Raw genomic sequence first — 21621 nt, 5'->3', positions numbered from 1 at the left:
AGGACGACGTGGCCCTGAACTTCTTCGGCGTCGAGGAACTTGAACGTCGCGGTTCGGAGTGCGGAGAGGCGTGTCCGCGGGTTTCATGACCCGGGCGGGGCGGGGCGGACAGGGCTGTCCGCGCTCCGGACGAGAGAAGGGCGCCCGCCCGGATCACACTTCGTTCCCGTACTCAGCCCGAAGGGCGGTACTCGTACTCTCGTACTCGAAGGACAGGCACCCATCCTGATCGCGAACTTGGAACCCCGATCCCGGCTGATCGATGAAGTCTTGAAGAAGGTCAGGAGCAGCTCGCAAGCGCTCCCATCCCGCAGCCTCCGAACGGATTGCGAAAAGTTCAAAAAATTCTGAGGAACCGGTTGACACGGATCCCGCCCTTCGACTACAAACTCCGTAAATCGCCGAGGTTTTGATGACACCGCAAGTCCAACGCTTGATTTGGCATCGCTCGCTTTGGGGAAATGGGTTCGGCGAAGATGCGGTGGCCCTTGGGAGCCCTCCTTACTGCGCCCCCCCCCCCCGCGCCCGTTCACCCCTGCAATCCAGGAATGGGCGACGCTTGGGGATTTCGGCATCGATCCCGGCTGACTTCCCTAAGACTTGGAGGCAATCGAAAACCGTACCCCCTCCGAGCATGGGAGGGTGACGGGCGGCGGATGAAGAGGGCCACTTTGCGTGTTGGAACTTGGGGGAAACCGCCAGCCGGGCTGAAAGGGGCCTACCGCGAAGAGAGAGAATTCGCCCATACGGGCGCAATGGGGTCTCGCGAGCGGACAATGGTGACGAAAGACGCTGCCGGCAGTGGAGCAGTCTCCCTGCGACACCTGGCTCTTTGGCAACTGATCTTCCACCTTGCCGTCGCTCCAGTTGCTCATGCTGCTGGAGATGCGTCACCGTCAATCGCTCCACAACGATTATCTGTTCAGGGGATCATACACCAGCATCTTTTCGATCCCTTCGATCCGCCCCTCTCTCGCAGCTTTTCATTCGATTTCGTACTGGACGACGATCGTTGGGAGGCATTGCTGAAGCCGATCGCCTGGAGCGGACGGGGAACGCGGGTGGTGGAGGGAAAGACAATCGGTGAAGCCCCGCCTGAGTACATTCAGGCACGGTTTGATGGGGAAAACCTCTACTACTTGTACGCCCTTTCCACAAACGTGGCAGGATTCGCGTCCCTTGCAAACGTTGCCAACGCGCTCTGGACCCGAAGGCGCGCTCCGATGGGCTCGGACGATCTTATCATGGCGTTGTGGTACACCTACGGCGCCCAATCCTATCTGGCCACAAACAGGTCGGGATTCGCCTATCCCCTGGCTGCAGGTGCCGGAGACAGTCTGTTGGAACTGGGAGAGCCGGTCCTTGTTCCTGTGAGCATTAAACCGGCGAACCATCCCGGATCTCCATACCGGGCGATTATCGCACACAGTTACATCATTGATTCCTCCGGGGTGCGGCTCATTGCAAATGAATCCACGACAAACAGCATTTTAGAAATCTCTGAATTCTGGCAACCGAGCGAGCTGAGCCTGGCGAAGGACACCAGAATTCGTCATTACTTCAAGTTGGGGGACCGGCCACCCTTTATACGGTCCGAGATCTCGATCGGTTCCACGAACACCATGACCGGTGGAACGGTCCGGCCAAGTGCTCCAAGGCTGCCTGGAGTGAGTTGGATTCGTGTGCATGGACACTTTGGTGATGGGATGGGGCTCTTGAACTTCTCTATGCTGACCAACTCCTGGCCACCTCTACTCGATGTGAAGGCCGCTCAGGCAGCATATCACGCCGCGCAGGATGCAATGGTATCGGACAGTGGACGATCGACCCAACGGTATCGAGCACTGTTCGCTTTGGTTGTGGCAGCTCCTGTCCTTTTACTGATCCTTTCCAGGATCAATTTTCAACGAAGCATAGCAGGATCAAGCAGGAAGAGCTGTTGAGCCAACTGTAGCGCACCGTAATCAAGCCCCGTTTTCGAGGAGAGAATAGCAGTCTCCCGTGATCTCTTATCAGTCCATCAACCCCGGCAATGATATATGAATACTCGTAACCCTCAAACACCGATTGCAATGAGGTCAAAGCGCAATATGTGGGTCCCCGCGCTGATTACTTGCCTGCCTGTTGCGGCACTTGCGGCAGCAAGCTATTGCGCGCACCGTCCTGGCTATGTTGTATGCTGTTATAGTCCTACTCCGCAGTGTCCAAACACAACGGGCTTGTGTTCAAGGCTGATCACCACCAATGACACACCAAGGAAGGCGTTTGGAGTCTGTGAGTGGACTGGCGCCAGCCAACATAGGTGTACCGAAGCCTACACGACCGTAATTGTGATTAAACAGTTGGGCGGATGCAGCCCTCAGGATACCTGTGAAAACTACACGAACTATGAATCATGGGCTGAGTTGAATTGGTATTCATGGGACTCAAGTCCCTGCGGTGGCAGTTGATCGACACTATCCGATACTGCAATTCATTCGATCTGCCATAACGGCAAGCCATGCTACCCGCCTCAATTATAACGTGGTCGGGCGGCGTGGGGAATGCGGGATGCACCCTTCCTTTGGCTATATAATGCCTAAGGGTGAAATGGCCATTTTGTCAGCGGGGTTTGGTCGATCTTGGTTGGGTCGACGGCGGCCGGAAGCGTCCCAATTAGGACCGAGATTGTGGAGCGGAGGTTTGGCGCGATGTTGAGCTGCAGAGGGCTTCCCGATGGAAACCAAGAATGACTCAACGGTTAGGGATTCCACGGGCGAGTGCGGATTTCCCTTATTGACGCGAGTCATGGCGCTTTCTGTAACTGCTGCGGGGCTCATTCTGTTGCTGACAGTTGTCTTGAAGGGGGTCTCGGTGGTGTTAAGTCCGAGTGCCGGGTCCCGGCCCGATCTGGTGCTGCCGCTTTTTTCCGTGCGGGGTGTCTGGATCGCAGCGATCGCGTTGGAACTCGCTGTGTTGGCGTTATTGCTATCATCTGTGTCGCTTCGCAGCAAGGGATACGCGTTGCTGTGGTTGGCGTCCGTGTTTTTTGTCTATCGTATGATTTGGTCCCAGGAAGCGGGTAATGGGCAGGCTTGTCCTTGTCTGGGTTCCTTGGTCCAGTACTTGGATATTCCGGCAGGAGTCGGTGACAGACTGGCGGTTGGTCTGCTCGGATACCTCTCGGGCGTTGCATTGGCGGCCATTATGTGGGAGAGGGTGGTCACGCTGGCGCTGCGGGATTCGAAGGAAGGAGGAAGTGGAAAGAGGCCCGCGGCTCCGGTTGATCATTGACCCGGTTTCTTAGCAACGCTTGTCGTGGCGGGTGCTGTGGTCTTTGCCGGGTCCGCGACAGAGGAGAACGCCAAGACACGGTTTGTTCAGAAAGCGGTTGCGGAGGTGCTTGTTGTTCATCTGGCCATGAGAGAAATCTAGAGGGGCAAGGTTTGATGCGTCGGCGGGTAACGGAAGCGAGTGGGCAGCATAGAGTGGTAGTCCTGCAATGCCCAACGGTCTCCATGCAGAGATTGCCGTTGTGTCGGTGGGTAGGAGCATCCGGGTGGAGTATGGGAGTGCAGGGAGAGTGGACCTTGAGGAATACCTATCCAAGAAGCCTTCAGGGGGACGTGGGGCTCCGAGTGGGGGATCCTGCGGAGGGGTTGGCGCGACCTCATGGTGCCTTCACCCTCATCGAACTCCTGGTCGTCATCGCGGTGATCGGGGTGTTGACGGGGATGCTGCTGCCGGCGTTGTCGGCGGCGAAGGGGCGGGCGAAGACGGCGGCGTGCCAGTCGAATCTGCGGCAGTTCGCGATGGCGTTTCAGATGTATGCGGACGATCACGGGGACGCGGTGCTGCCGAACCGGGACGGGGAGGGGATCCCGCTGGGGGAGACGTGGGTGGAGGGGTGGCTGGGGTTGCCGGGGCGGGATGCGACGAACACGCTGTTTCTCCGGCGGAGTCTGGTGGGTCCGTATCTTGGGGGTCCGGAGTTGTGGCGGTGCCCGGCGCCGCGGGACCCGACGGTGATCGGGATCCGGCAGGGGCGGGTGCGGACGTTGTCGTTGAATGCGTTCATAGGTTCGCCAGTGGAGGTGCCGCATGCGACGACGTACCTGCGTGTGGGGGATATTGTGCGTCCGGGTCCGGCGGAGGCGCTGGTGTTCGTGGACGAGCGGATCGAGACGATCAATGACGCGTCGTTCGGATTGCAATGGAACTTCGAGGAGGAGCAGCCGGGTCGATGGGTGCTGCGGGACAAGCCGTCGGCGGAGCATGGGGGCGGGGCGAACGTGACGTTTGCGGACGGGCATGTGGAACATCGGAAGTGGCGGGATCGGCGGACGGTGAATGCGCCCCGGGACGATGCGGCGAGTCCGGGGAATGCGGATGTGTTGTGGATGCAGCGCCGGGCGACCTGGCGGGAACGGGCGGAGGGGCGATGAGCCGGCTCGCGGCGGATGTAGGGAGGAGGGGGGCGGAGTTGGGAGGGGGAGGGGATGGGGCGGACGGGCGGCGGAGTGTGCTGGGACGGTACCTGCGGTTCTGCGTGGTGGGCGGGAGCGGGGTGGTGGTGGACATGGGGGTGTTGTATCTGCTGGCGGATCCGGGGCGGCTGGGTTGGGACCTGACGTGGAGCAAGGTGATGGCGGCGGAGGTGGCGGTGTTGAACAATTTCGTGTGGAACGAGGCATGGACGTTCGGGGACCTGGCGCGGGCGCGGCGGGGGGCGGGTGCGCGGCTGGGTCGATTGGCGCGGTTCAATTTGATCTGCGTGCTGGGGATCGGACTGAGCGCGGGGTTGCTGAACGCGCAGGTGCACGGGCTGGGGATGAATGTGTATCTGGCGAACCTGGTGGCGATCGTGGTGGTGAGTGTGTGGAACTTCTGGCTGAACCTGAGGCTGGGGTGGGTTGGGGGGCGGTGAGGGGGGAGTGGCGAATGGGGAATGGTGGTGGTGGGGATGGTGCCGATGACGCGGGGGTTCGGGGTGTTCTTCGGGCGAGGGCCCCTTACCGTATGCTTGACGGGTAAGGCGTCCCTGCGGAGGGTCTCCTCATGCCAAGGCTGACATTGACCTCGAAGAGGCAGGCGACCTTTCCGAAGGAGACGTGTGAGGCGCTCGGCCTGAAACCGGGCGATGCGATCGAGCTGGAGCCTCGTGACGAAGCGGGAACGCGAGTCTGGGTGTTGCGACGCCAGGCGGCACGCCCCCGCGACTGGGTGGGTTGCCTTGGATCCTACGCCGGCCATGCGAAGGATCATTCGATGGCGGCGATCCGCGAGAGTATCGCGGCCGGACGCAAGGGCGCGGCGTGAGGGTTGGATTGGATACGTCGGTGGTGCTGCGACTGCTGCTGGGGCAGCCGGCGGACCAGGCGGCGCGGGCGGTGGCGTTTTTGGACGAACTGTCCCGCGGGTGCTGTCGCGCCGCGGTTTCGGACCTGGTGGTGGCGGAGGCGTATTTCGCATTGCAGCACCATTACGGCGTGTCGAAGCGGGACGCCCTGATGGGCCTGCGGCGATTGTTCGCCGACGGTGAAATCGAATCGTTGGGGGCCGCGGCACAGGTGCTGGCGACGGATGGGTTGGCCTCTGCGAAGCCAGGCTTTGTGGACCGATTGATTCACGGCGCTTACGGCGGTGCTGGCGATGAGATGGCTACTTTCGAGAAGGCGTCCGGCAAGTTGGCCTCGGTTCGGGTGCTGTAATCGGTGTCCTGTCGTAGTCGACGCAGGGGGGGCGTGTCGATCGCGAGGACTCACTTACCGAAGAGCCCTTTCCGACTGCGATCGGATGGACTATCCCTCGGCACTGGAAACGGCACGCATCGCATCGTCACGGATTGCCAGATGACTTGGAACGTGGCCGCGATTGACGGCGCGGCAGGGGTCCTTTCAGTCTGATGGCGTCCTTGTGAGACCTTCCGCCATGCTGGACTGGCTCGTTCCGGCCGGGTTCATCCTCGTGCTGGGCTGCTTCGTGCCGCTGGGGGCGACGTTCCAGTTTTGGCCCGACGAGGGTTACGAACTGATGAAGGCGCTCCTGGTGAGCCGGGGTCACACGCTGTACTCGGAGATCTGGAACGATCAGCCGCCGCTGCACACGGTGCTCCTGGCGGCACTGTTCCAGGTGACCGGCCCGTCGGTCGGTGTCGGGCGCTGGCTGAGTCTTGCGTTCACGGCGTTGGGATTGATGGCCTTGTATCGGATCGTCAGCGTCCGGTCAGGCCGACCCGCGGGACTGTTCGCGGTGGCGCTCCTGATCTCGGCGTCCGGATTTCTGGGCTTGGGAGTGTCGGTGATGCTGGAAGTGCCGGCTTGGTCTGTGGCGCTGGCCGCGATCTGGGTCGCCTCGGTACCGGATCCGCCTGGACCGGGCCGCGGTTGGCGGCGCGCCATGCTGGCCGGGGTCCTCTTTGCCTGCGCGCTCCAGATCAAGCTGACGGCGGCGCTGGTGGGTCCGGCGCTCGCCCTGACCGTGGTTCTGGCGCGGAACTCGCCGGATCGATCCGGACCCGGGGAACGTATGTCGTGGATCCGACGAATTCCTTGGCATGCCCTGCTCGCCCTGGGAGCCGGCGTTGCGCTCGGCTTCGCCTGCTGGGCATGGCTCTTCTGGCAACCCGGCACGATCGAACAATTCCGGGCCTCCCATTTCTCGGAACGCACCCTGGCCGAGGCGGCAACGCGGGATTCCCAATGGAGCCCCCGAACTCTGGCGAATGAGATGGCGTTGGCGGCTGCCGGCGGGTTGGGGCTCCTTGTGGGCATGGTCCGGCGCGATCGTGCGGTCCTCGTTCCCGTCGTGATGCTGCTCACGGCCGTGGCCGTTCACTCCTGGCATCGGCCTTACTGGGCGTACTACAGCGTCCACTTTTTCATCCCCATGGCCTGGCTGGGGGGCGTGGGGCTCATCGAGGCCTGGCGCTGTCTGATCCGCGCCGATCTCCGCGGATCGTTCTGGCGGAAGACGGTGTTCGCCCTGGGCCTTCTCGTGTGGTGCGGCGTGCTCTCGATCACGCTCACTCTTGGAGGCGAACAACTCTACCTCGAGTGGCGGCGACTGCGCTCCGCCCCCGCCGCAGCGGACAACCCCTACGTTCAGGGACTGCGCGCCAACTCCGAAGGTGCGGAGTGGATCTTCACCCGTGAGCTGAGTGCGGCATTCCACGCCGGGCTCGCGGTGCCGCCGGAACTGGCGGTCATCCCCTGGAAACGCCTCTGGTCGGGTCAGATCTCCCCGGAAGATGTCCGGGACGCCCTCGAACGGCATCGTCCCGAGTTGATCCTGATCCCCCCGGACTGGACCGCCCGCTTCGGTCTCCACGAAGTCATCGAGAACGACTACCGCGCCCAGCCCTTTGGATGGGGCAACACCCTGTATCGACGCCTGGGATCGCCCTGAGCGAAGCAGGGCGTGGAGTGAAAAATGTCCGAGGAACCGGTTGACACGGACTCCGGATTTCGACTACACACTCCGTCAATCGCCGAAGATTTTTGATGACACCGCAAGTCCAACGCTTGATTTGGCATCGCTCGCCTCGTGGAGATGTGTTCGGCGAAGATGTCGTCGCCCTTGGGAGCCTTGCTTGCTGTCTCCCCCCCCCCCGCCCCCGCGCCCGTTCACTCCTGCAATCCAGGAATCGGCGACGCTTGGGGATTTCGGCATCGATCCCGCCTGACTTCCGCAAGACTTGGAGGCGATCGAAGCCGGGACCCCCTCCGGGCATGGGAGAGTGACGGGGGGCGGATGAAGAGGGCCCCTTTGCGTGTTGGAACCCGCGCGAATCTGCCAGCCGGGCTGAATGGGGCTACCGAGTGGAACGTGAATTCGCTCGTAAGGGCACATGAGTCCTTGGTGCGAAGATTCGCTGACAAGATCATGCCGCTCCTGGGGGAAGGCACCTCGTTCACGAAAAGCCTATGGCTCCCAATAAGAGCATCTCGGCACCTTGGTGTCCTCTTGGCGTTGGTCCTCACGCCGGCAATCTTCTGCTGTCCGGCGAGCACTGTGCCGATATTGTCTGAGGTGGTTGAGCATCTCCATCGGCCTCCCAACGTCCTTCACGCCAGATACATCAAATATTACCCCGACAAACCTGCGATCCCTTGGGAATTGTTCGAGCTTCACCTCCAGACCAACGACTACATTCTGCGCCGTCACCAGGTTTCCGGTGCGATCGGAGTCCCGCACTGGATTCCCGGCAGAAGCGAACCGGAAATCAAAGCGCGGATAGACCATATTCGGTGGACCTATACTCCTGAGGATCGAGCGGTCATTTCCTATGATCCAATCGCCTTGGGCATCGAGGTGGATACCAACAATCCTGCCATCGAAGCAGATCAATTGGCGCTCCTTGAGATCAACAATCTTCTTAACCTCGGCATCACCTACGCCGACAGGGGGGGGATTAAAGTTGAGGGGCATGACTTCAGCGGAGCCAATCGCAGCGACGGGCACACGGTTGCCGGCACGTTCCTGACGTCCGACGGCACCACGTTGCAGGGAGCGAATCTGCTTCTCAAGCTTGTAGATCATCGGTTCTCCACACCGCGCGAGTTCCAATGGGAAATCGCTTACAGTGGCGAGCTTGCCCCGGAGGACTTCCCGGTGTATCCGGCCGAAATGCAATACGTGGCCCGGAAACCGGATGGTTCTAGGAAGCAGTTGGAGGGGGTGAGGTTCATTGAAGTGCGGAGCGCAGCACCATTGCCGCCCGAAGCATTTCATCCCCACGCCATTCTCGGCACCAACATCAGTTTTCTATATGCCGTCCAAAGCCAGGGAAGGCTGCTTTACACGAATGCGCTTGGGCAGCTCGCGTATAAGGCGAGCGAGAGCAGCCTCGACCGAATCCTCGACCGTCAGAAGTCGATCCAGCGCATCTTCCCCGTCCTCACCGTCGTCATCCTGATAGTAGCCACTTTCCTCTACTTCTATAGGAGAGGATGCCGTGCAGCCAACTAATGCAATAGGTAACCCACCAAAGCACAGATCATGAGACCACACGAAATTCCACGGACCATAGTCGCGGTAGCGCTTGCCATGACAGCATTCACTGCAATCGCCGCATGCTACAAGGCGGGCGACCCGGTAAACTGTTTCGGGGGCTCGGTCGGAGACGCATGCACTGCCACCTCCCCCAACTGTTCAACGTCGCAGCAGGGCACAGTAGCCTCTCTCGGAAGCCGCAACGTCATTGAGGATGCGAACGGGAGCGCCGGCAAGAACAACAGCACCAATCAAGGAACCTGCAAGTATGGCTGCAAGATCAGCCCGGACTGCGAGGGAAAGACAGTAACCGTGGACTTAAATGGGAGTAGTCATGTAGCACCCAGTGGTACTTCATGCAATACGGGCGGCTGAGCATTTGGAGTTCGGCGCGTGTCGGCCAAGGGAGGAGGCTCTGCTCCTCCCTTTACCTTCGATATGATGACCATCTATTATCGCGGGATTGGGAGCATGTTGGTTGTCACGGCCTTTGGAAAGCTCGCATCCCTGGTCGCGGCAGATCCGGTCTTGGGTACATTGGATTTGGTTACCGGGTTGACATTTCGCAACCTTTTCGCTTTGGCAGCTGGACTCGAAGGAGCTGTTGCCCTGGTGCTTTTCCGGTCCAGAAACTTGCGGGCCTTGGCATATCTCTCGGCCACGACCGGTGCCATATTTCTATCATACCGCTTGGCTTCGTTGCTGGGGGGCGGAGGAACTAGGTGTCCCTGTCTGGGAGCACTCACGGGTGTGCTGCCGGTGAGCGAAAGACTCGCTTCCAATTTCCTGCTGGGTGTGATTGCCCTGATGCTGTTACCTTCAATTGTGGGTGTTGTCAGAGATCGAGGCTCTGAAAGAGCGGCGTGAAGAGCAAGGGCTCGCATGCTCGTGTACGGATGACTGGTCCACCCTGCCAACAGGGACGAGCGGATGTTGGTTGGATGCACGATGCCATCTTTGGAAAGTCTTTGGCATATGCTGGTTTGGAAAATGGGCTGAGGCGGGATAGGCTCTTCGTCCAGCACCTTTGAATCTGGAGGTAGGTCATTGCTGGGGCGGCGGCGATTCCGGTGGAGGCCTGCCTGAGGAGAGGAGTGAGGAAGGCCCATGATGAACGTCATTACAGTGTTGGCTGGACTCGTCAAGTTCGGGGGCTTTGCTTATGATCAGGAGTTCTTAGGTTTACGGAAGGTCTCCGTTGGTGCATGGCAGGCGTTGAGAACGGTGAACTGGAGGAATTGAACTTGAGGCACAGAAGAACTCTCGGTTTCACCCTCATCGAACTGCTGGTCGTCATCGCGGTGATCGGGGTGCTGACGGGGATGCTGCTGCCGGCGTTGTCGGTGGCGAAGGGGCGGGCGAAGACGGCGGCGTGCCAGTCGAATCTGCGGCAGTTCGCGCTGGCGTTTCAGATGTATGCGGACGATCACGGGGACGCGGTGCTGCCGAACCGGGACGGGGAGGGAATTCCGCTGAGGGAGATGTGGGTGGAGGGGTGGCTGGGGTTGCCGGGGCGGGATGCGACGAATACGCTGTTTCTCCGGCGGAGTCTGGTGGGTCCGTACCTTGGGGGTCCGGAGTTGTGGCGGTGCCCGGCGCCGCGGGACCCGACGGTGATCGGGATCCGGCAGGGGCGGGTGCGGACGTTGTCGTTGAATGCGTTCATGGGTTCGCCGGTGGAGGTGCCGCATGCGACGACGTACCTGCGTGTGGGGGATATTGTGCGTCCGGGTCCGGCGGAGGCGCTGGTGTTCGTGGACGAGCGGATCGAGACGATCAATGACGCGTCGTTCGGATTGCAATGGAACTTCGAGGAGGAGCAGCCGGGTCGATGGGTGCTGCGGGACAAGCCGTCGGCGGAGCATGGGGGCGGGGCGAACGTGACGTTTGCGGACGGGCATGTGGAACATCGGAAGTGGCGGGATCGGCGGACGGTGAATGCGCCCAGGGACGATGCGGCGAGTCCGGGAAACGCGGATGTGTTGTGGATGCAGCGCCGGGCGACCTGGCGGGAACGGGCGGAGGCGAGATGAACGGCCCTGCGCCGGTAGCTGGGACGGGTGCGGCGAGACCTGTTCGAGGTCCGGCTGAGGTACCGGGGCAGCGGAGTGTGCTGGGGCGGTACCTTCGATTCTGTGTAGTGGGCGGGAGCGGGGTGGTGGTGGACATGGGGGTCCTGTATCTGCTGGCGGATCCGGGTCGGCTGGGCTGGGACCTGACGTGGAGCAAGGTGGCGGCGGCGGAGGTGGCGGTGTTGAACAATTTCGTGTGGAACGAGGCATGGACGTTTGGTGACCTGGCGCGGGCGCGGCGGGGATGGGGGGCGCGGCTGGGACGATTGGCGCGGTTCAACCTGATCTGCGTGCTGGGGATCGGACTGAGCGCGGGGTTGCTGAACGCGCAGGTGCACGGGCTGGGGATGAATGTGTATCTGGCGAACCTGCTGGCGATCGTGGTGGTGAGTGTGTGGAATTTCTGGCTGAACCTGAGGCTGGGGTGGGTTGGGGGGCGGTGAGGGGGGATCACCCTTCGTGGAGCACGCCCGTTCACGATCCTGGTCGGGGTGCAATGATTTTCCGATCTCCGGAACGACGGGCGTGTGCGACCCCTGTCGGGGTTGTGAACCAGAGGGGCACTCTTACCGGGGGTCGAACCCGAGGATCCGGGTTCGACCCCCGGCTAATCGCTGGAAACCCTGCGGGTTTCTCGATTGCCGGGCGCATCTCAGTTGTTTGCAGCAGGCCTCGTACTCGAAATCGTATTCGAAATCGTACTCGTACTCGTAATCGCCCTCCGCAGTTCCCACGTGGAACGGTGTGGAGCGTTGGGTGGAGGACTCGCGGAGCCCGTCCCTCCGATTCGCTGGGTTCTGATCCACCCCTCCGGGATTCACCGTCGATGGCCCATGGATGGCGATTGAGGTGGAAGGTGGGATGGCGCGGGGGTTGGATCGATGGGTTGCGGCGTGCGTGCGCGGATGAAACCGGGAGAGACCATGAACGAAGGGGGCGGCCGGCCGCGCGGGCGGGTCACAGCGTGGCTGGTGGCGGGGACGATCGTGTATTTCGGGGTGCTGGTGGCGGCGCTGTCCCTGTGGGGCGAGTACGACGAGGGGCGTTTTCGGGCGATTGGGGCGAACTGGTTTGGGGCGGGGGCCGAGGCGGCCTGGCCGGACGGGACGGCGGGGCTGGCGCGGCATTTCGCGACGTGGGATGCGCAGCATTACCTGTATTTGAGCCAGGCGGGATATGGGCCTGGGGTGAAGTCGAATGCGTTTTATCCGTTGTGGCCGCTGGCGATCGGTTGGGGGACGGCGTTGACGGGGTGGGACGGGGTGGTGGTGGGGATGGTGCTGGCGAACGGGTGCGCGCTCGGGGCCTGGGTGTTGTTCCATGGGATCGCGGCGCGGCGGTTCGGGAGGGAGGTGGGGGATTTGGGATTGGTATTGCTGCTGGTGTTTCCGGGGTCGTTGTTCCAGCGGTTCGTCTACAGCGAGGGGTTGTTCCTGCTGTTGTTGATGGGGTTGTGGAACGGGTTGGAGCGGCGGCGGTACGGGTGGGCGGGGTTGGCGGCGTTGCTGCTGCCGATGACGCGTGGGGTCGGGGTGTTCTGCGTGCTGCCGGTGCTGTGGCACTGGGGGGTGCGGGTACGGGAGGTCGGGTTGCGGGGATTGGGTTGGAGGTCGGCGGCGACGGGGTTGGGGCTGGTGCTGGGGCCGGTGGCGGGTTGGGGGGTGTACCTGGTGTTGATGGGAGCGTGGACGGGGAATCCGCTGGCGGGGATGGAGGCACAGCGGCATTGGGGGGCGCATGCGGTGGGGAACTTGTGGGATGTGGTGAAGTTCCTGGAGGGGTTCCTCAGCCCGACGAGCTGGCATGATTTCCGGGGGTCGATGCTGGACCGGCTGATGTTCCTGCTGGTGCTGGTGGCGTTGCCGGCGATCCGGCGGTTGGGCTGGGACATGGTGGTGTGGACGTATGTGTTGGCGGTGATTCCGGCGATGAGTGGTACGTTCGTGTCGTTCACGCGGTTCGCGGGGTGCGCGTTTCCGGTGTTCCTGGGGCTGGCATGGTTGCTGAGCCGGATCGGGAGCCGGGACGGGAGGTTGCGGTGGGGGGTGGTGGGGGTGGTGGGGGTGGTGGGGGTGTTCGCGACGTTGCACGGGGTGCTGGTGTGGCGGTTCGTGAACTTCCGGTGGGCGGGCTGATTTGATGGATTCACGGTGCTTGCAGCGGTGCGGACAGGGCTGTCCGCGCTCCGGAGGAGAGAGGGGTGCACGCCCGGATCACCCTTCGTTCTCGTACTCAGCCCGAAGGGCGGTACTCGTCATCGAAGGGCAGGAATCCATCCTGATCGCGAAGCGTCGCCTCGGTGGGTCGAGTTCCATGAGGCCACGAGGGTGTGGAGCGTTGGGTGGGGGACTCGCGGAGCGCGTCCCTCCGATTCGCGGGGTTCTGACCCACCACTCCGGGATGCACCGTCGATGGCCCATGGATGGCGATTGAGGTGGAAGGGGGGATGGGGGTGTGGTTGCGTCGATACCGATTCCGATAGCGACCCCGACCCCGATTCTGTTGCGCCTTCGGGCAACGCGCGGAGGTGTCGTTGAAGGGGCTTCAAACGAAGGCTCCACGGGGTTGCGGCCTCGTGGAACTCGGCCCTCCGAGGGGAGGCTTCGCGAGGGTTGTGCCGTTTCCCAAGGCTGCGGGATAGGCGATGTGAGTACGATTAGGAGTACGATTAAGATTAAGATTAAGATTAAGATTAAGATTAAGACTGGGATTGCGAGGGGGTGGTGCGGAAGAGGAGGCAGACTGCGGCGGCGAGCCAGAGGGTGAGGAAGCCGAGGATGGCGAGGGTGAAGCGGGTGAGGGAGCTTGATCGACGGGCGTGGGTGGCCTTGAACTCGACGGTGAGGGGTTTGCCGATTTCGGTCTGGAGGACCTGGGTGAAGGAGTGGCGGAGGCCGCGGGTGGGGAGGGTGATGCGAAGGGGTTGGAGGCGAGGGGTGGCGACGGCCTGGACGCGCTGGATGACCTGGGCCTGGCGGCCTGCGGCGACGGCAAGGGCGCGGGTGAGGCGGGCGTCGGCGGGTTCGGCGAGCTTGCTTCCGGCCCCGGCATCGAACCGGGCGGAGTTGAGGAGGAAGGCTTCGTTCTGGGCCCGGATGAGGTTGCTTCCCTGGCCGGCGAGGACCTGGTCTTCGAGAAGGCGGACGGCCTGTTCGGCTTCGGCATCCTGGGCGGCCCGACCGCGGGCCAGTTCAAGGGCTTCGGAGACCTGTCCGTAACGGCCGGCGGCGAGGTTGTCGCGGGCGCGGGTGACGATCTGGCGGACCTGGTCGAGGGAGGCTTCCTTGCGGGCGACTTCCTGGCGGCGGTATTCGGCGAGGGTGAAGTCCTGGGCGAGGGGCTGGAGTTCGGCGACCGCATGCTGCATGGAGCCACCGAAGGCGCCGTACTCGTAGTCGGGGGGAAGGTAGAAATCCCAGCGGGCGTCCTTGAGGGGCAGGTCGAGGCGGGGGGCGTCGAGGCGGACACGACCGCGATGGCGGGGGAAACGGGCGGACTGGACGTAGGTGAGCTGGAGTTCAACGAGGGCGTCGGGGTCGCCGAGGGGGTCGATGGGGAGGAGGAGGCGTCCGTCGCGCTGGCGGGGGCGGACGGGTTGGTCGGCGACGAAGGCGGACCAGACGACAGCGCCGGCGGGGAGCTGAACTTCGAGGTGCTGGCGTCCGTTGTTGCGGATGGCGAGCTGGAGCTGGGTCATGGCCTGGCCGTCCTCGGCCATGACGGTGGTGAGGTGGACGCGGTCGATGAGGGCCTGGAGGACTTCGGCGTCGGAGAAGCGCTGGAGGGCGGCGTTGAAGACGGCGTTGGTGCCGAGGAAACGCCAGACGAGGGGGGCGGTGGCGGAGTCGGGAAGGGAGGCGGCGGCCCAGGCGGGCCAGTCGGCGGTGTCGGCGCGGGTGAAGTCGGGGGAATCCGGCGGGGGCACCACCTGGAGGGGGGAACGGGCGGAGAGGGCGAGGAATCCGGTTTCGCGTTCGACATCGCGCACGGTGAAGCCCCGGAAGGACCAGGCGTTGGTGGGGGTGGGGCGGAGTTCCTCCCAGAGGAGGGTGAGATCGTAGGTGCCCAGGGTGCGGGCCTGGAGTTCGAGGGTCCATTCGGAGTCCGAGCGGTCGCGTCGGCGGAGGTTGGGGCCGAGGATTTCGACGTTGCGCCAGGAGTCGGGGACGGCGAGGCGCAGGGTTTGGACCGGGGCGTTCTGGATCTGGAAGCGGATCTGGGAACGGCCGGTGACGAGGGCCTCGGTGAAGGACGCGACGTGGATGGACTCGGCGCGGACCCAGGCGGGAATGGCTTCGGTGGTGAGGCTGAGGGACCAGGGGGCGAGGGGCGATGGGGTGGCGGCGAGGTGCCGGTAGGCGAGCAGGGCGCCGCCTTCGGGCTGGGGTTCCTGGGGGAGGGCGGCGACGGGGACCTCGGACAGGTCGGTGAGCGAGGCGGTTTTCACCGCGACACCGGGCTCGACGCCAACGGCGAGGGAGAGGGTGATTTTGGAGGCGTCGATGGGATGGACGGCGCCGACGGACAGTTCGGCGGGGAGGGTGTCGCGGGACTGCTGGAGGCGGAGTTGGAAGGTCGCCTTGCCGAGGGTGCGCTGGCGGAGGGCGAGTTCGAGGAGGCGGGTGCCGTCGAGGGTGCGCTCCGACGATTGCCGGAGGGTGTCGCCGCGGACCTCCTCGAGGTCGTAGCCGTCCGGGAGGGCAAGCTGGAGCGTGAACACGCCGAGGCGCCGGATGGTGTAATCGAGGTGGACCACGGCTGCGGTGCGGTCAGGTCCGACGGTGATGGCATGACGGATGGCGGCTTCGATGTCGGGGCGGATGGTTTCGACACGGAGGGCGAGGTCGAATTCGGGGCGGACGAATCGGTAGGCGGTGGGTGGGACGGCGGCGGGGGTGTTGGTGGGCGGGGGCGGGAAGGTGGCGGGATCGATGCGCTGGAGGTGGGCGGCACGTTCCACGACGAGGGACACGTCGTCCGTGGCGAGGAGGCCGAGGACGCCGGACTGGCGTCGGACGTCGAGGGCCTGGGGAAGTTCGACGCGGAGGGAAGCGGGGGGGGAATCGATGGGGCGTTCCGTCTCGAGGGCGAGGGCGTAGCGATCCGTGACGGGCTGGAGGAGTTCGACGCGGAGTTCCGAGCCGTCGTCGGTGAGGTCCCAGGTGCGGATGGCCTGGCCATGGACGCGAAGGAGTCGGTGCTGGGCGGGGAGGCGGACGCGCCAGAGGGCGACCTCGCCCTGGGTGATCTGGAAATCGAGGGTGGACCGGAGGTTGAGGGAGGCGGGGCCGACGGTGGCGCGGGCGATTTGATCGACGAGGACGGACGCCTCGACCTCCGAGGCGCGGCGGACCCTGGGGGTCCACGACAGCGCGAGGCGGTCACTGGCGCCGACGATGCCGCGGACGACGGTCCGGTCGTTTTCGGTGGCGCTCCGGTAGGCGACCGCGGAAGGGAACGCGACCACGGCATCGGGTTCGTCGAGGGTCAGGATGAACTCGGAGGCCCAGGCCGGGGGAAGGCGGAAGGCCAGTTGCCGCTGGGAGGCGTTGCCGGCGACGGGCAGGACGAAGTCGAGTTCGATTGTGGCGGAGCCGCCATCGGGGAGGCGGATGCCGACGTGATCGCGGTCCCGCCAGAGGACGGCGGAGCCTTCGGTGACGGAGAGGGCGTGGATGGCGACTTCCGGTCCGAAGAGCGGGAGGGAGCGGTTGGTGGACGAGGTGTGGAGATCGAGGCGGGCTTCGAAGCGGGCGATGCCATCGGCGACCCGGCCGGTGTAGGTGGCGGCGGTCACGGCGATGGGGCGGGAGGCTTCATCGTCGGGGGCAGCGGGGGCGGGGGCGGGGTTGAGCCAGGCGCAGGCGGCGACGAGCAGGGTGATGGCCGGACCCTGGGTGGCGGTGAGGGAAGGGGGAGGCGGCTGGGAGGGGGTGGTGGAGCGACGTCGGCGCCAGGCGGAGAGGAGATTGCCGGCGACGAGGATGAGGACGAGGGGAGCGCCGAAGATGAGGACCAGGTGCAGGGCGCGCCAGGCGAGGAAGAGGCTGGTGGTGGAGAGGACGACCAGGAGGGCGCCGAAGGCGAGCCAGCGGGCGCGGGGTTCGGGGCGGCGCCATTGCCAGGCGACGAGGACGAGGCCGGTGAGGAAGGCGGCCAGTTCGAGGACCATGCGGGTGGCGACGGCGGCGCGGTGGGGGACCATGCGGGCCTCGATGGTGAACGGTTCGCCCCGGACATTGAGAATCTTGGTGAACCGGTAGGCCTGTCCGGCCCTGGGGATTTCCACGCGGATCGAGCGCATGCCGGCGTGGGTGGGTGCGGCCGGCGCGACGCCTTCCGATTCCAGGGTGCCGATGCCGAAGCGTTCCGCGGGCATGACCGGCACACCGGCTTGGGCGCGGTCGGACGGTGGCGACGAAGGGGCGGGGGGACCGGAGGGCCGGGCGGGGGCGGCGGTCTCGCCGAGGCGGGCCAGCAATTCGGTGAAGCGCGTTGGCGGGACGATCTGGACGCTGCCGTCCACGAGGGCCACGGCGTAGCGGCCGTCGGCCATTTCGCCATAGGCGAGGACGGCGTCGGGATCGGATTCGAGGCGGCCGGCGCCGAGGTAGGTGTAGGGGCGGCCGGTATCGGGATTGACGAGGACGTTGGGGGAACCGAGGTGGGGGGTGATGGCGGCGATGGAATCGGGGAGGCGACCGGAGGTTTCGTCGGATGCGAGGCGGGCGGCGAGGGCGAATTGTTTGAGGTTATTGACGGACTTGATGGTGCTGGCCTTGGCCTTGGCCTTGCTGAGGGCGGGGAGGAGCATGCTGAGGAGGACGGCGAGGAGCGCGATGACCACGAGGGCGCCGGTCATGCCGGGGAAACCGCTGCGACGGGCGGCGACGATGAGGGCGACAAGGGCGGCGAGGCCGCCGGTGACGAAGAGGATCGGGGCGGCGTAATTGAGCCAGAGGTTGCGATACACGTGAAGGAACTGGTCCCAGGCGTCACGGACGGTGTAGGTGGTGCCCTGGACGGGGGTCATGCTGCCGGCGAAGCGGGAGAGCCGTCGGGAATCGGGGACGAACAGTTCCCACTCGGCGTAGGTGCTGGGGACATCGGTGCCCGGGGCGGCGAGGCGGAGGCGTTGGGGGAAGAACCGGCCGGGTGCGGCGATGGACTCGGCGTATTTCAGGTCCACGGCGAAGGGTTCGTCGCGGTCGGGCCGGCGGGGAAGGGCGACGAGGAGCCAGTCGCCGTCGCGTTCGGCCTTGACCGGGTCGCCATTGACGTAGGCGCCCCAGAGTTCGGCGCCGCGGGGGAGGTGGAAGCGCTGATACTGGCGGTCGTTGTTTTTGACCATGAACCCGGCCTGGGTGAGGAGTTCGCCGGCGTCGGTGAGGACCGTGGTGAGCTGGGTGCGGTCGGTGACGGCGTCGAGCGTGGGCGATTCGTCGTGGCGGATGAGGGTGAGGGGCACTTGGAAGTCCGCGTCGGTGGCACGCCAGGCGAGGAGGATGGGGCGGGCGACGAGGGCGCGGTCGGCGGACGGAAGTTCGGAGGGGTCGATGGGGCGGAGGGTGCCGGGGAGGGCACCGGGTTCGACCTGGGCGGGGGTGGCATTGGCGATCGCGAGGTGGCCGGTGACGCGTTCGGTATCGAGGGGTTGGGCGGCGGCGACGACGACGGTATCGCCGCGGGGATTGACCGGGTGATCGTAGGTCAGGACGAGGGTGTAGGCGCCCCAGGCCTTTTCCTGGAGGGTGAGGGTCCAGTCGTTGCCCTGGCGATCCTGGCGGCGGATGCCGGGGCCGGTGAACTCGATGTTGCGCCAGTGTCCGGGCACGCGGAGGCGGAGCTGCTGGATGCCCTGGTGAAAGATGCTGTAACGGAGGGTGGCGGCGCCGCTGAGAAGCCCTTCGCCGAGGGTGACCAGATGGAACGCCTCGGCCACGACGCGGGGGCTGAGACGTTCCAGGTCGAGGTCGAGGCTCCAGTCGCCACGGGTGGCGCGGTAGGCGAGGAGTTCATCGGCTCCGGGGGTGACGGGGATTTCACGCAGGCCTTCGAGGGCGCGGGTGCGGGCACGGAACCCGGCGGCGGATGCGATGCCGATGCGGGTGGTCTCGGAGGCGGCTTCACGGACGCGGACGGGCCGGAGGGGGAGGGTGGTGAGGTCGGAGGGCAGGGCGCGCTCGAAGGTGATCTGGACGGTTTTGGGTCCGAGGACGCGGCGGAGGTAGGTGAGGTGGAGTCCGGCGTCGGAGAGCTTCCAGTCGTCGAGGTCGTCGGAGACCACGCCGGTGACGCGCCAGGCCTCGGGGACGGAGAGGTCGAGCGAGTAGATGCCGGCGCGGGTGACGGTGAGATCGAGATCGTGCCGGGCGACGAGACGGGATTCGTCAAGGCGGACGTGAAGGCGGGAGGCGACGGCGACTTCGGGTTGCCAGCGGTCGAGCTGGAGCCGGGCGGAAGCGGGGCGGGCGACGAACCGGAAGGAGGCGACTTCATCGGCCTGGGCATTGACCTGGCGAAGGCCTGGAGCGTCCTCGACACGGACCAGGAGATCCTCGGCGAGGAGCCGCAGGGAACCCGTCTCGCGCTGGACATCGAGGGGTCGGGGGGGGGTGAGCGGGAGGGTGCCGGGCAGGTCGGGAACCGGTTGTTCGGTGTGGATCGTCAGTTCCGCGGTGGCCTCGACCGGTTCGAGGAAGACGATCGAGAGCTGGTCGCGGCCATCGTCGGGTGAGGGTGCGACGCGCCAGTCGCGGATGGGGGCGCCTTCGATGCGGGTGAGGGAATGTCCGGCGGGGAGTTCGATGCGAACGCCGTCGAGGGGAGCCTGGAGGATGTCGTACCGGAGGCGGGTGGTGTGGCGGACGGCGGCGGGGGAGAGGAAGACCGTGGCGTGGGTTTCGACGGTGACGAGGGCCGTGCGGGCGATGGTGTCGGTGCGGCTTTGCCAGCGCAGGGCCACCCGGCGGTCGGCGCCGAGGACGCCGCGGACGCCGGGGCCGCGGCGTGGACCGTCCACGGGGGTGCCGGCGAGCAATTCGATTTCGATCTCGGGATCGGCGGCGGTGGCGGCGAGGGTGGCGATGGCGGCGGCAGGGCCTTCGAAGGCGGTCTGGTGCCAGGGTTCGTCCCGGAGGCGGGCGCCGATGACCTCGAGGGTGAGGGAATGAAGGCCCGGGGTGGTGGCGACGAGGTCGATGCGGGGACCTTGACGGCTGAGGGTCCAGCCTTGGGGCAGGGAGGGGGAGAGGACGGCGACGTTGCCGAGGAAGAGCGGGGCGGCGACGGGGTTGGTGGCGGGCGGGGCTTCGACGGTGAGGCGGACGGCAAACCGGGCTTCGTGGGGGGACAGGGACGCCTGGTAATGGATTTCGCGGAAGAGAAGGTTGGTGAAGGCGGGCGGGGTTGGGACGACGACGGGCGTGAGCAGGGGCGGGCTGGTGCCGCGGGAGAGGATCTGGAGGCCATTGAGGACGGCGATGCCGTTGGGTCCGGGGGCGACGACGAGGGTGAGGGGGGAATCGGGGGGAACCTCGATGTCGCGGAAGACCGTGTAGTGGACGTGTTCGCGCATGGGGGTCCCGGCGCGCCAGGGTTCGCCGCCGCTGGCGACGAGGGGTCCGAACGAGCGGGGACCGGCGACGAGGGTGAAGCGGCTGTTCTGTTCGGGGGCGACATCGGCCTCGGCGTGGCCGTAGGCGAAGAGGTGGTACCGGCCGGCGGGGAGTCCGGAGACGGAGAGGACCAGGTTCGATCCGTTGGGGGCGTGGAGGTAGGTGTCCCACATCGGGTCGCCCGCATTGTTGCCCCAGACGCCGGGGGCATTGGTGACGCGGACGGAGACGGGGGATGGGGAGCCGTCGGCGTGGAGGATGGAATCGAGGCGGCCGTCGTGGACCAGGGGCTGGCCGGGGATGTAACGGGGATCGTAATGGCGGTAGAGGTTCCAGAAGTCATTGGTCCGCTGGCCGGAGGCGGCGAAGCCCGACTTGGCGCTTTTTGAGCCGACGCCGAAGTCGAGGTTGATCAGCGTCTGGGCGCCGGCCGGGGTGGAGACAAGGGCGGACAGGACAAGGAGGCAGAGGACGGCGTCGCGCATGGGAGGAGGGGGATGGCGATTTCGACAGCGTGCCGGAGGGGATCGCTCAATCGATGGCGGGCAGATTGTGCCTCTCCGTGTAATCCAGCAACAGCGAAGACGCCATTATGGAGCTTCGCGCGTCCCCGGAAATCGTTCCGGTTCGATTCCGATTCCGATACCGACCCCGACGCCGAAGGTCCCCTCGTCGTATCCCTCGACCGATCGCATCTCCGACACCATGGAGATGCGCCCGCGATGGGACACGGACTCAGCCCGAAGGGTCGGTCCTCGTGTTCGTGCTCGTGCTCGTGCTCGTCCTCGAACCGGCCGGCACACCTTTTCGAGGGCCAGGCTCTGGGCTGGGCCCGATGGGTTCGATCGTGTTTGGACCTCCCGTACCGTGTGGGAACTGGGGTGGGGGATTGAGATTAAGATTAAGATTAAGATTAAGACTGAGATTACGGCCTCGTTTAAGAATCCGAGGACAAGGAC

13 protein-coding genes are annotated in these 21621 nt (G+C 64.9%); 12 read left to right on the top strand and 1 reads right to left on the bottom strand.

The window, feature by feature from the left end; translation table 11 throughout:
* Positions 1–656 precede the first annotated feature (656 nt).
* From KF833_08105 to KF833_08050, 12 genes are all read left to right on the top strand, one after another.
* Complete coding sequence (locus KF833_08105) at positions 657–1943, top strand: hypothetical protein (GenBank protein MBX3745261.1); 1287 nt, start codon at positions 657–659, stop codon at positions 1941–1943.
* An 844-nt stretch (positions 1944–2787) separates the two neighbouring features.
* The gene (locus KF833_08100; protein MBX3745260.1) at positions 2788–3273 is read left to right on the top strand and encodes a hypothetical protein; all 486 of its coding nucleotides are present in this window, start codon (positions 2788–2790) and stop codon (positions 3271–3273) included.
* A 365-nt stretch (positions 3274–3638) separates the two neighbouring features.
* The gene (locus tag KF833_08095) at positions 3639–4424 is read left to right on the top strand and encodes a prepilin-type N-terminal cleavage/methylation domain-containing protein (protein ID MBX3745259.1); all 786 of its coding nucleotides are present in this window, start codon (positions 3639–3641) and stop codon (positions 4422–4424) included.
* Positions 4421–4906: a GtrA family protein gene (locus tag KF833_08090; GenBank protein ID MBX3745258.1), complete on the top strand. Its 486-nt coding sequence runs from the start codon at positions 4421–4423 to the stop codon at positions 4904–4906. Before KF833_08095 ends, KF833_08090 begins: the two co-directional genes overlap by 4 nt.
* Before the next feature lie 131 nt (positions 4907–5037).
* A complete protein-coding gene (locus KF833_08085; protein ID MBX3745257.1) occupies positions 5038–5298 on the top strand; it encodes an AbrB/MazE/SpoVT family DNA-binding domain-containing protein in 261 nt (86 codons plus the stop codon).
* Positions 5295–5690: a hypothetical protein gene (locus KF833_08080; protein MBX3745256.1), complete on the top strand. Its 396-nt coding sequence runs from the start codon at positions 5295–5297 to the stop codon at positions 5688–5690. The genes KF833_08085 and KF833_08080 overlap by 4 nt, the downstream gene beginning before the upstream one ends.
* A gap of 220 nt (positions 5691–5910) precedes the next feature.
* Entirely contained in the window at positions 5911–7386 is a 1476-nt protein-coding gene (locus KF833_08075) for a glycosyltransferase family 39 protein (GenBank protein ID MBX3745255.1), read from the top strand.
* A gap of 558 nt (positions 7387–7944) precedes the next feature.
* Entirely contained in the window at positions 7945–8949 is a 1005-nt protein-coding gene (locus KF833_08070; GenBank protein MBX3745254.1) for a hypothetical protein, read from the top strand.
* Positions 8950–9411: 462 nt separating this feature from the next.
* Positions 9412–9840 (top strand): hypothetical protein, encoded by a 429-nt coding sequence (locus KF833_08065; protein ID MBX3745253.1) that lies wholly within the window; start codon positions 9412–9414, stop codon positions 9838–9840.
* A 338-nt stretch (positions 9841–10178) separates the two neighbouring features.
* Positions 10179–11006: a prepilin-type N-terminal cleavage/methylation domain-containing protein gene (locus tag KF833_08060; protein MBX3745252.1), complete on the top strand. Its 828-nt coding sequence runs from the start codon at positions 10179–10181 to the stop codon at positions 11004–11006.
* 77 nt (positions 11007–11083) lie between these two features.
* Positions 11084–11488 carry a GtrA family protein gene (locus KF833_08055; GenBank protein MBX3745251.1) on the top strand — a complete coding sequence of 135 codons (405 nt, stop codon included), beginning with the start codon at positions 11084–11086 and terminating at the stop codon, positions 11486–11488.
* Positions 11489–11968: 480 nt separating this feature from the next.
* The gene (locus KF833_08050; GenBank protein MBX3745250.1) at positions 11969–13180 is read left to right on the top strand and encodes a hypothetical protein; all 1212 of its coding nucleotides are present in this window, start codon (positions 11969–11971) and stop codon (positions 13178–13180) included.
* Between the two features lie 563 nt (positions 13181–13743).
* Here the strand turns inward: KF833_08050 and KF833_08045 are convergent.
* Positions 13744–21147 carry a hypothetical protein gene (locus KF833_08045; GenBank protein MBX3745249.1) on the bottom strand — a complete coding sequence of 2468 codons (7404 nt, stop codon included), beginning with the start codon at positions 21145–21147 and terminating at the stop codon, positions 13744–13746.
* Between the last annotated feature and the right edge of the window lie 474 nt (positions 21148–21621).

The organism is Verrucomicrobiia bacterium, assembly GCA_019634625.1.
GTDB lineage: Bacteria > Verrucomicrobiota > Verrucomicrobiia > Limisphaerales > CAIMTB01 > CAIMTB01.
The sequence above is the reverse complement of the archived record's forward strand: the minus strand, read 5'-3'. Positions and strand labels throughout refer to the sequence as shown.

What these genes read in the sequence shown, in the direction of transcription:
- KF833_08045 (MBX3745249.1), bottom strand. Translation starts at nt 21,147, where the DNA reads ATGCGCGACGCCGTCCTCTGCCTCCTTGTCCTGTCCGCCCTTGTCTCC.
- KF833_08105 (MBX3745261.1), top strand. Translation starts at nt 657, where the DNA reads ATGAAGAGGGCCACTTTGCGTGTTGGAACTTGGGGGAAACCGCCAGCC.
- KF833_08085 (MBX3745257.1), top strand. Translation starts at nt 5,038, where the DNA reads ATGCCAAGGCTGACATTGACCTCGAAGAGGCAGGCGACCTTTCCGAAG.
- KF833_08065 (MBX3745253.1), top strand. Translation starts at nt 9,412, where the DNA reads ATGATGACCATCTATTATCGCGGGATTGGGAGCATGTTGGTTGTCACG.
- KF833_08075 (MBX3745255.1), top strand. Translation starts at nt 5,911, where the DNA reads ATGCTGGACTGGCTCGTTCCGGCCGGGTTCATCCTCGTGCTGGGCTGC.
- KF833_08100 (MBX3745260.1), top strand. Translation starts at nt 2,788, where the DNA reads ATGGCGCTTTCTGTAACTGCTGCGGGGCTCATTCTGTTGCTGACAGTT.
- KF833_08060 (MBX3745252.1), top strand. Translation starts at nt 10,179, where the DNA reads ATGGCAGGCGTTGAGAACGGTGAACTGGAGGAATTGAACTTGAGGCAC.
- KF833_08050 (MBX3745250.1), top strand. Translation starts at nt 11,969, where the DNA reads ATGAACGAAGGGGGCGGCCGGCCGCGCGGGCGGGTCACAGCGTGGCTG.
- KF833_08090 (MBX3745258.1), top strand. Translation starts at nt 4,421, where the DNA reads ATGAGCCGGCTCGCGGCGGATGTAGGGAGGAGGGGGGCGGAGTTGGGA.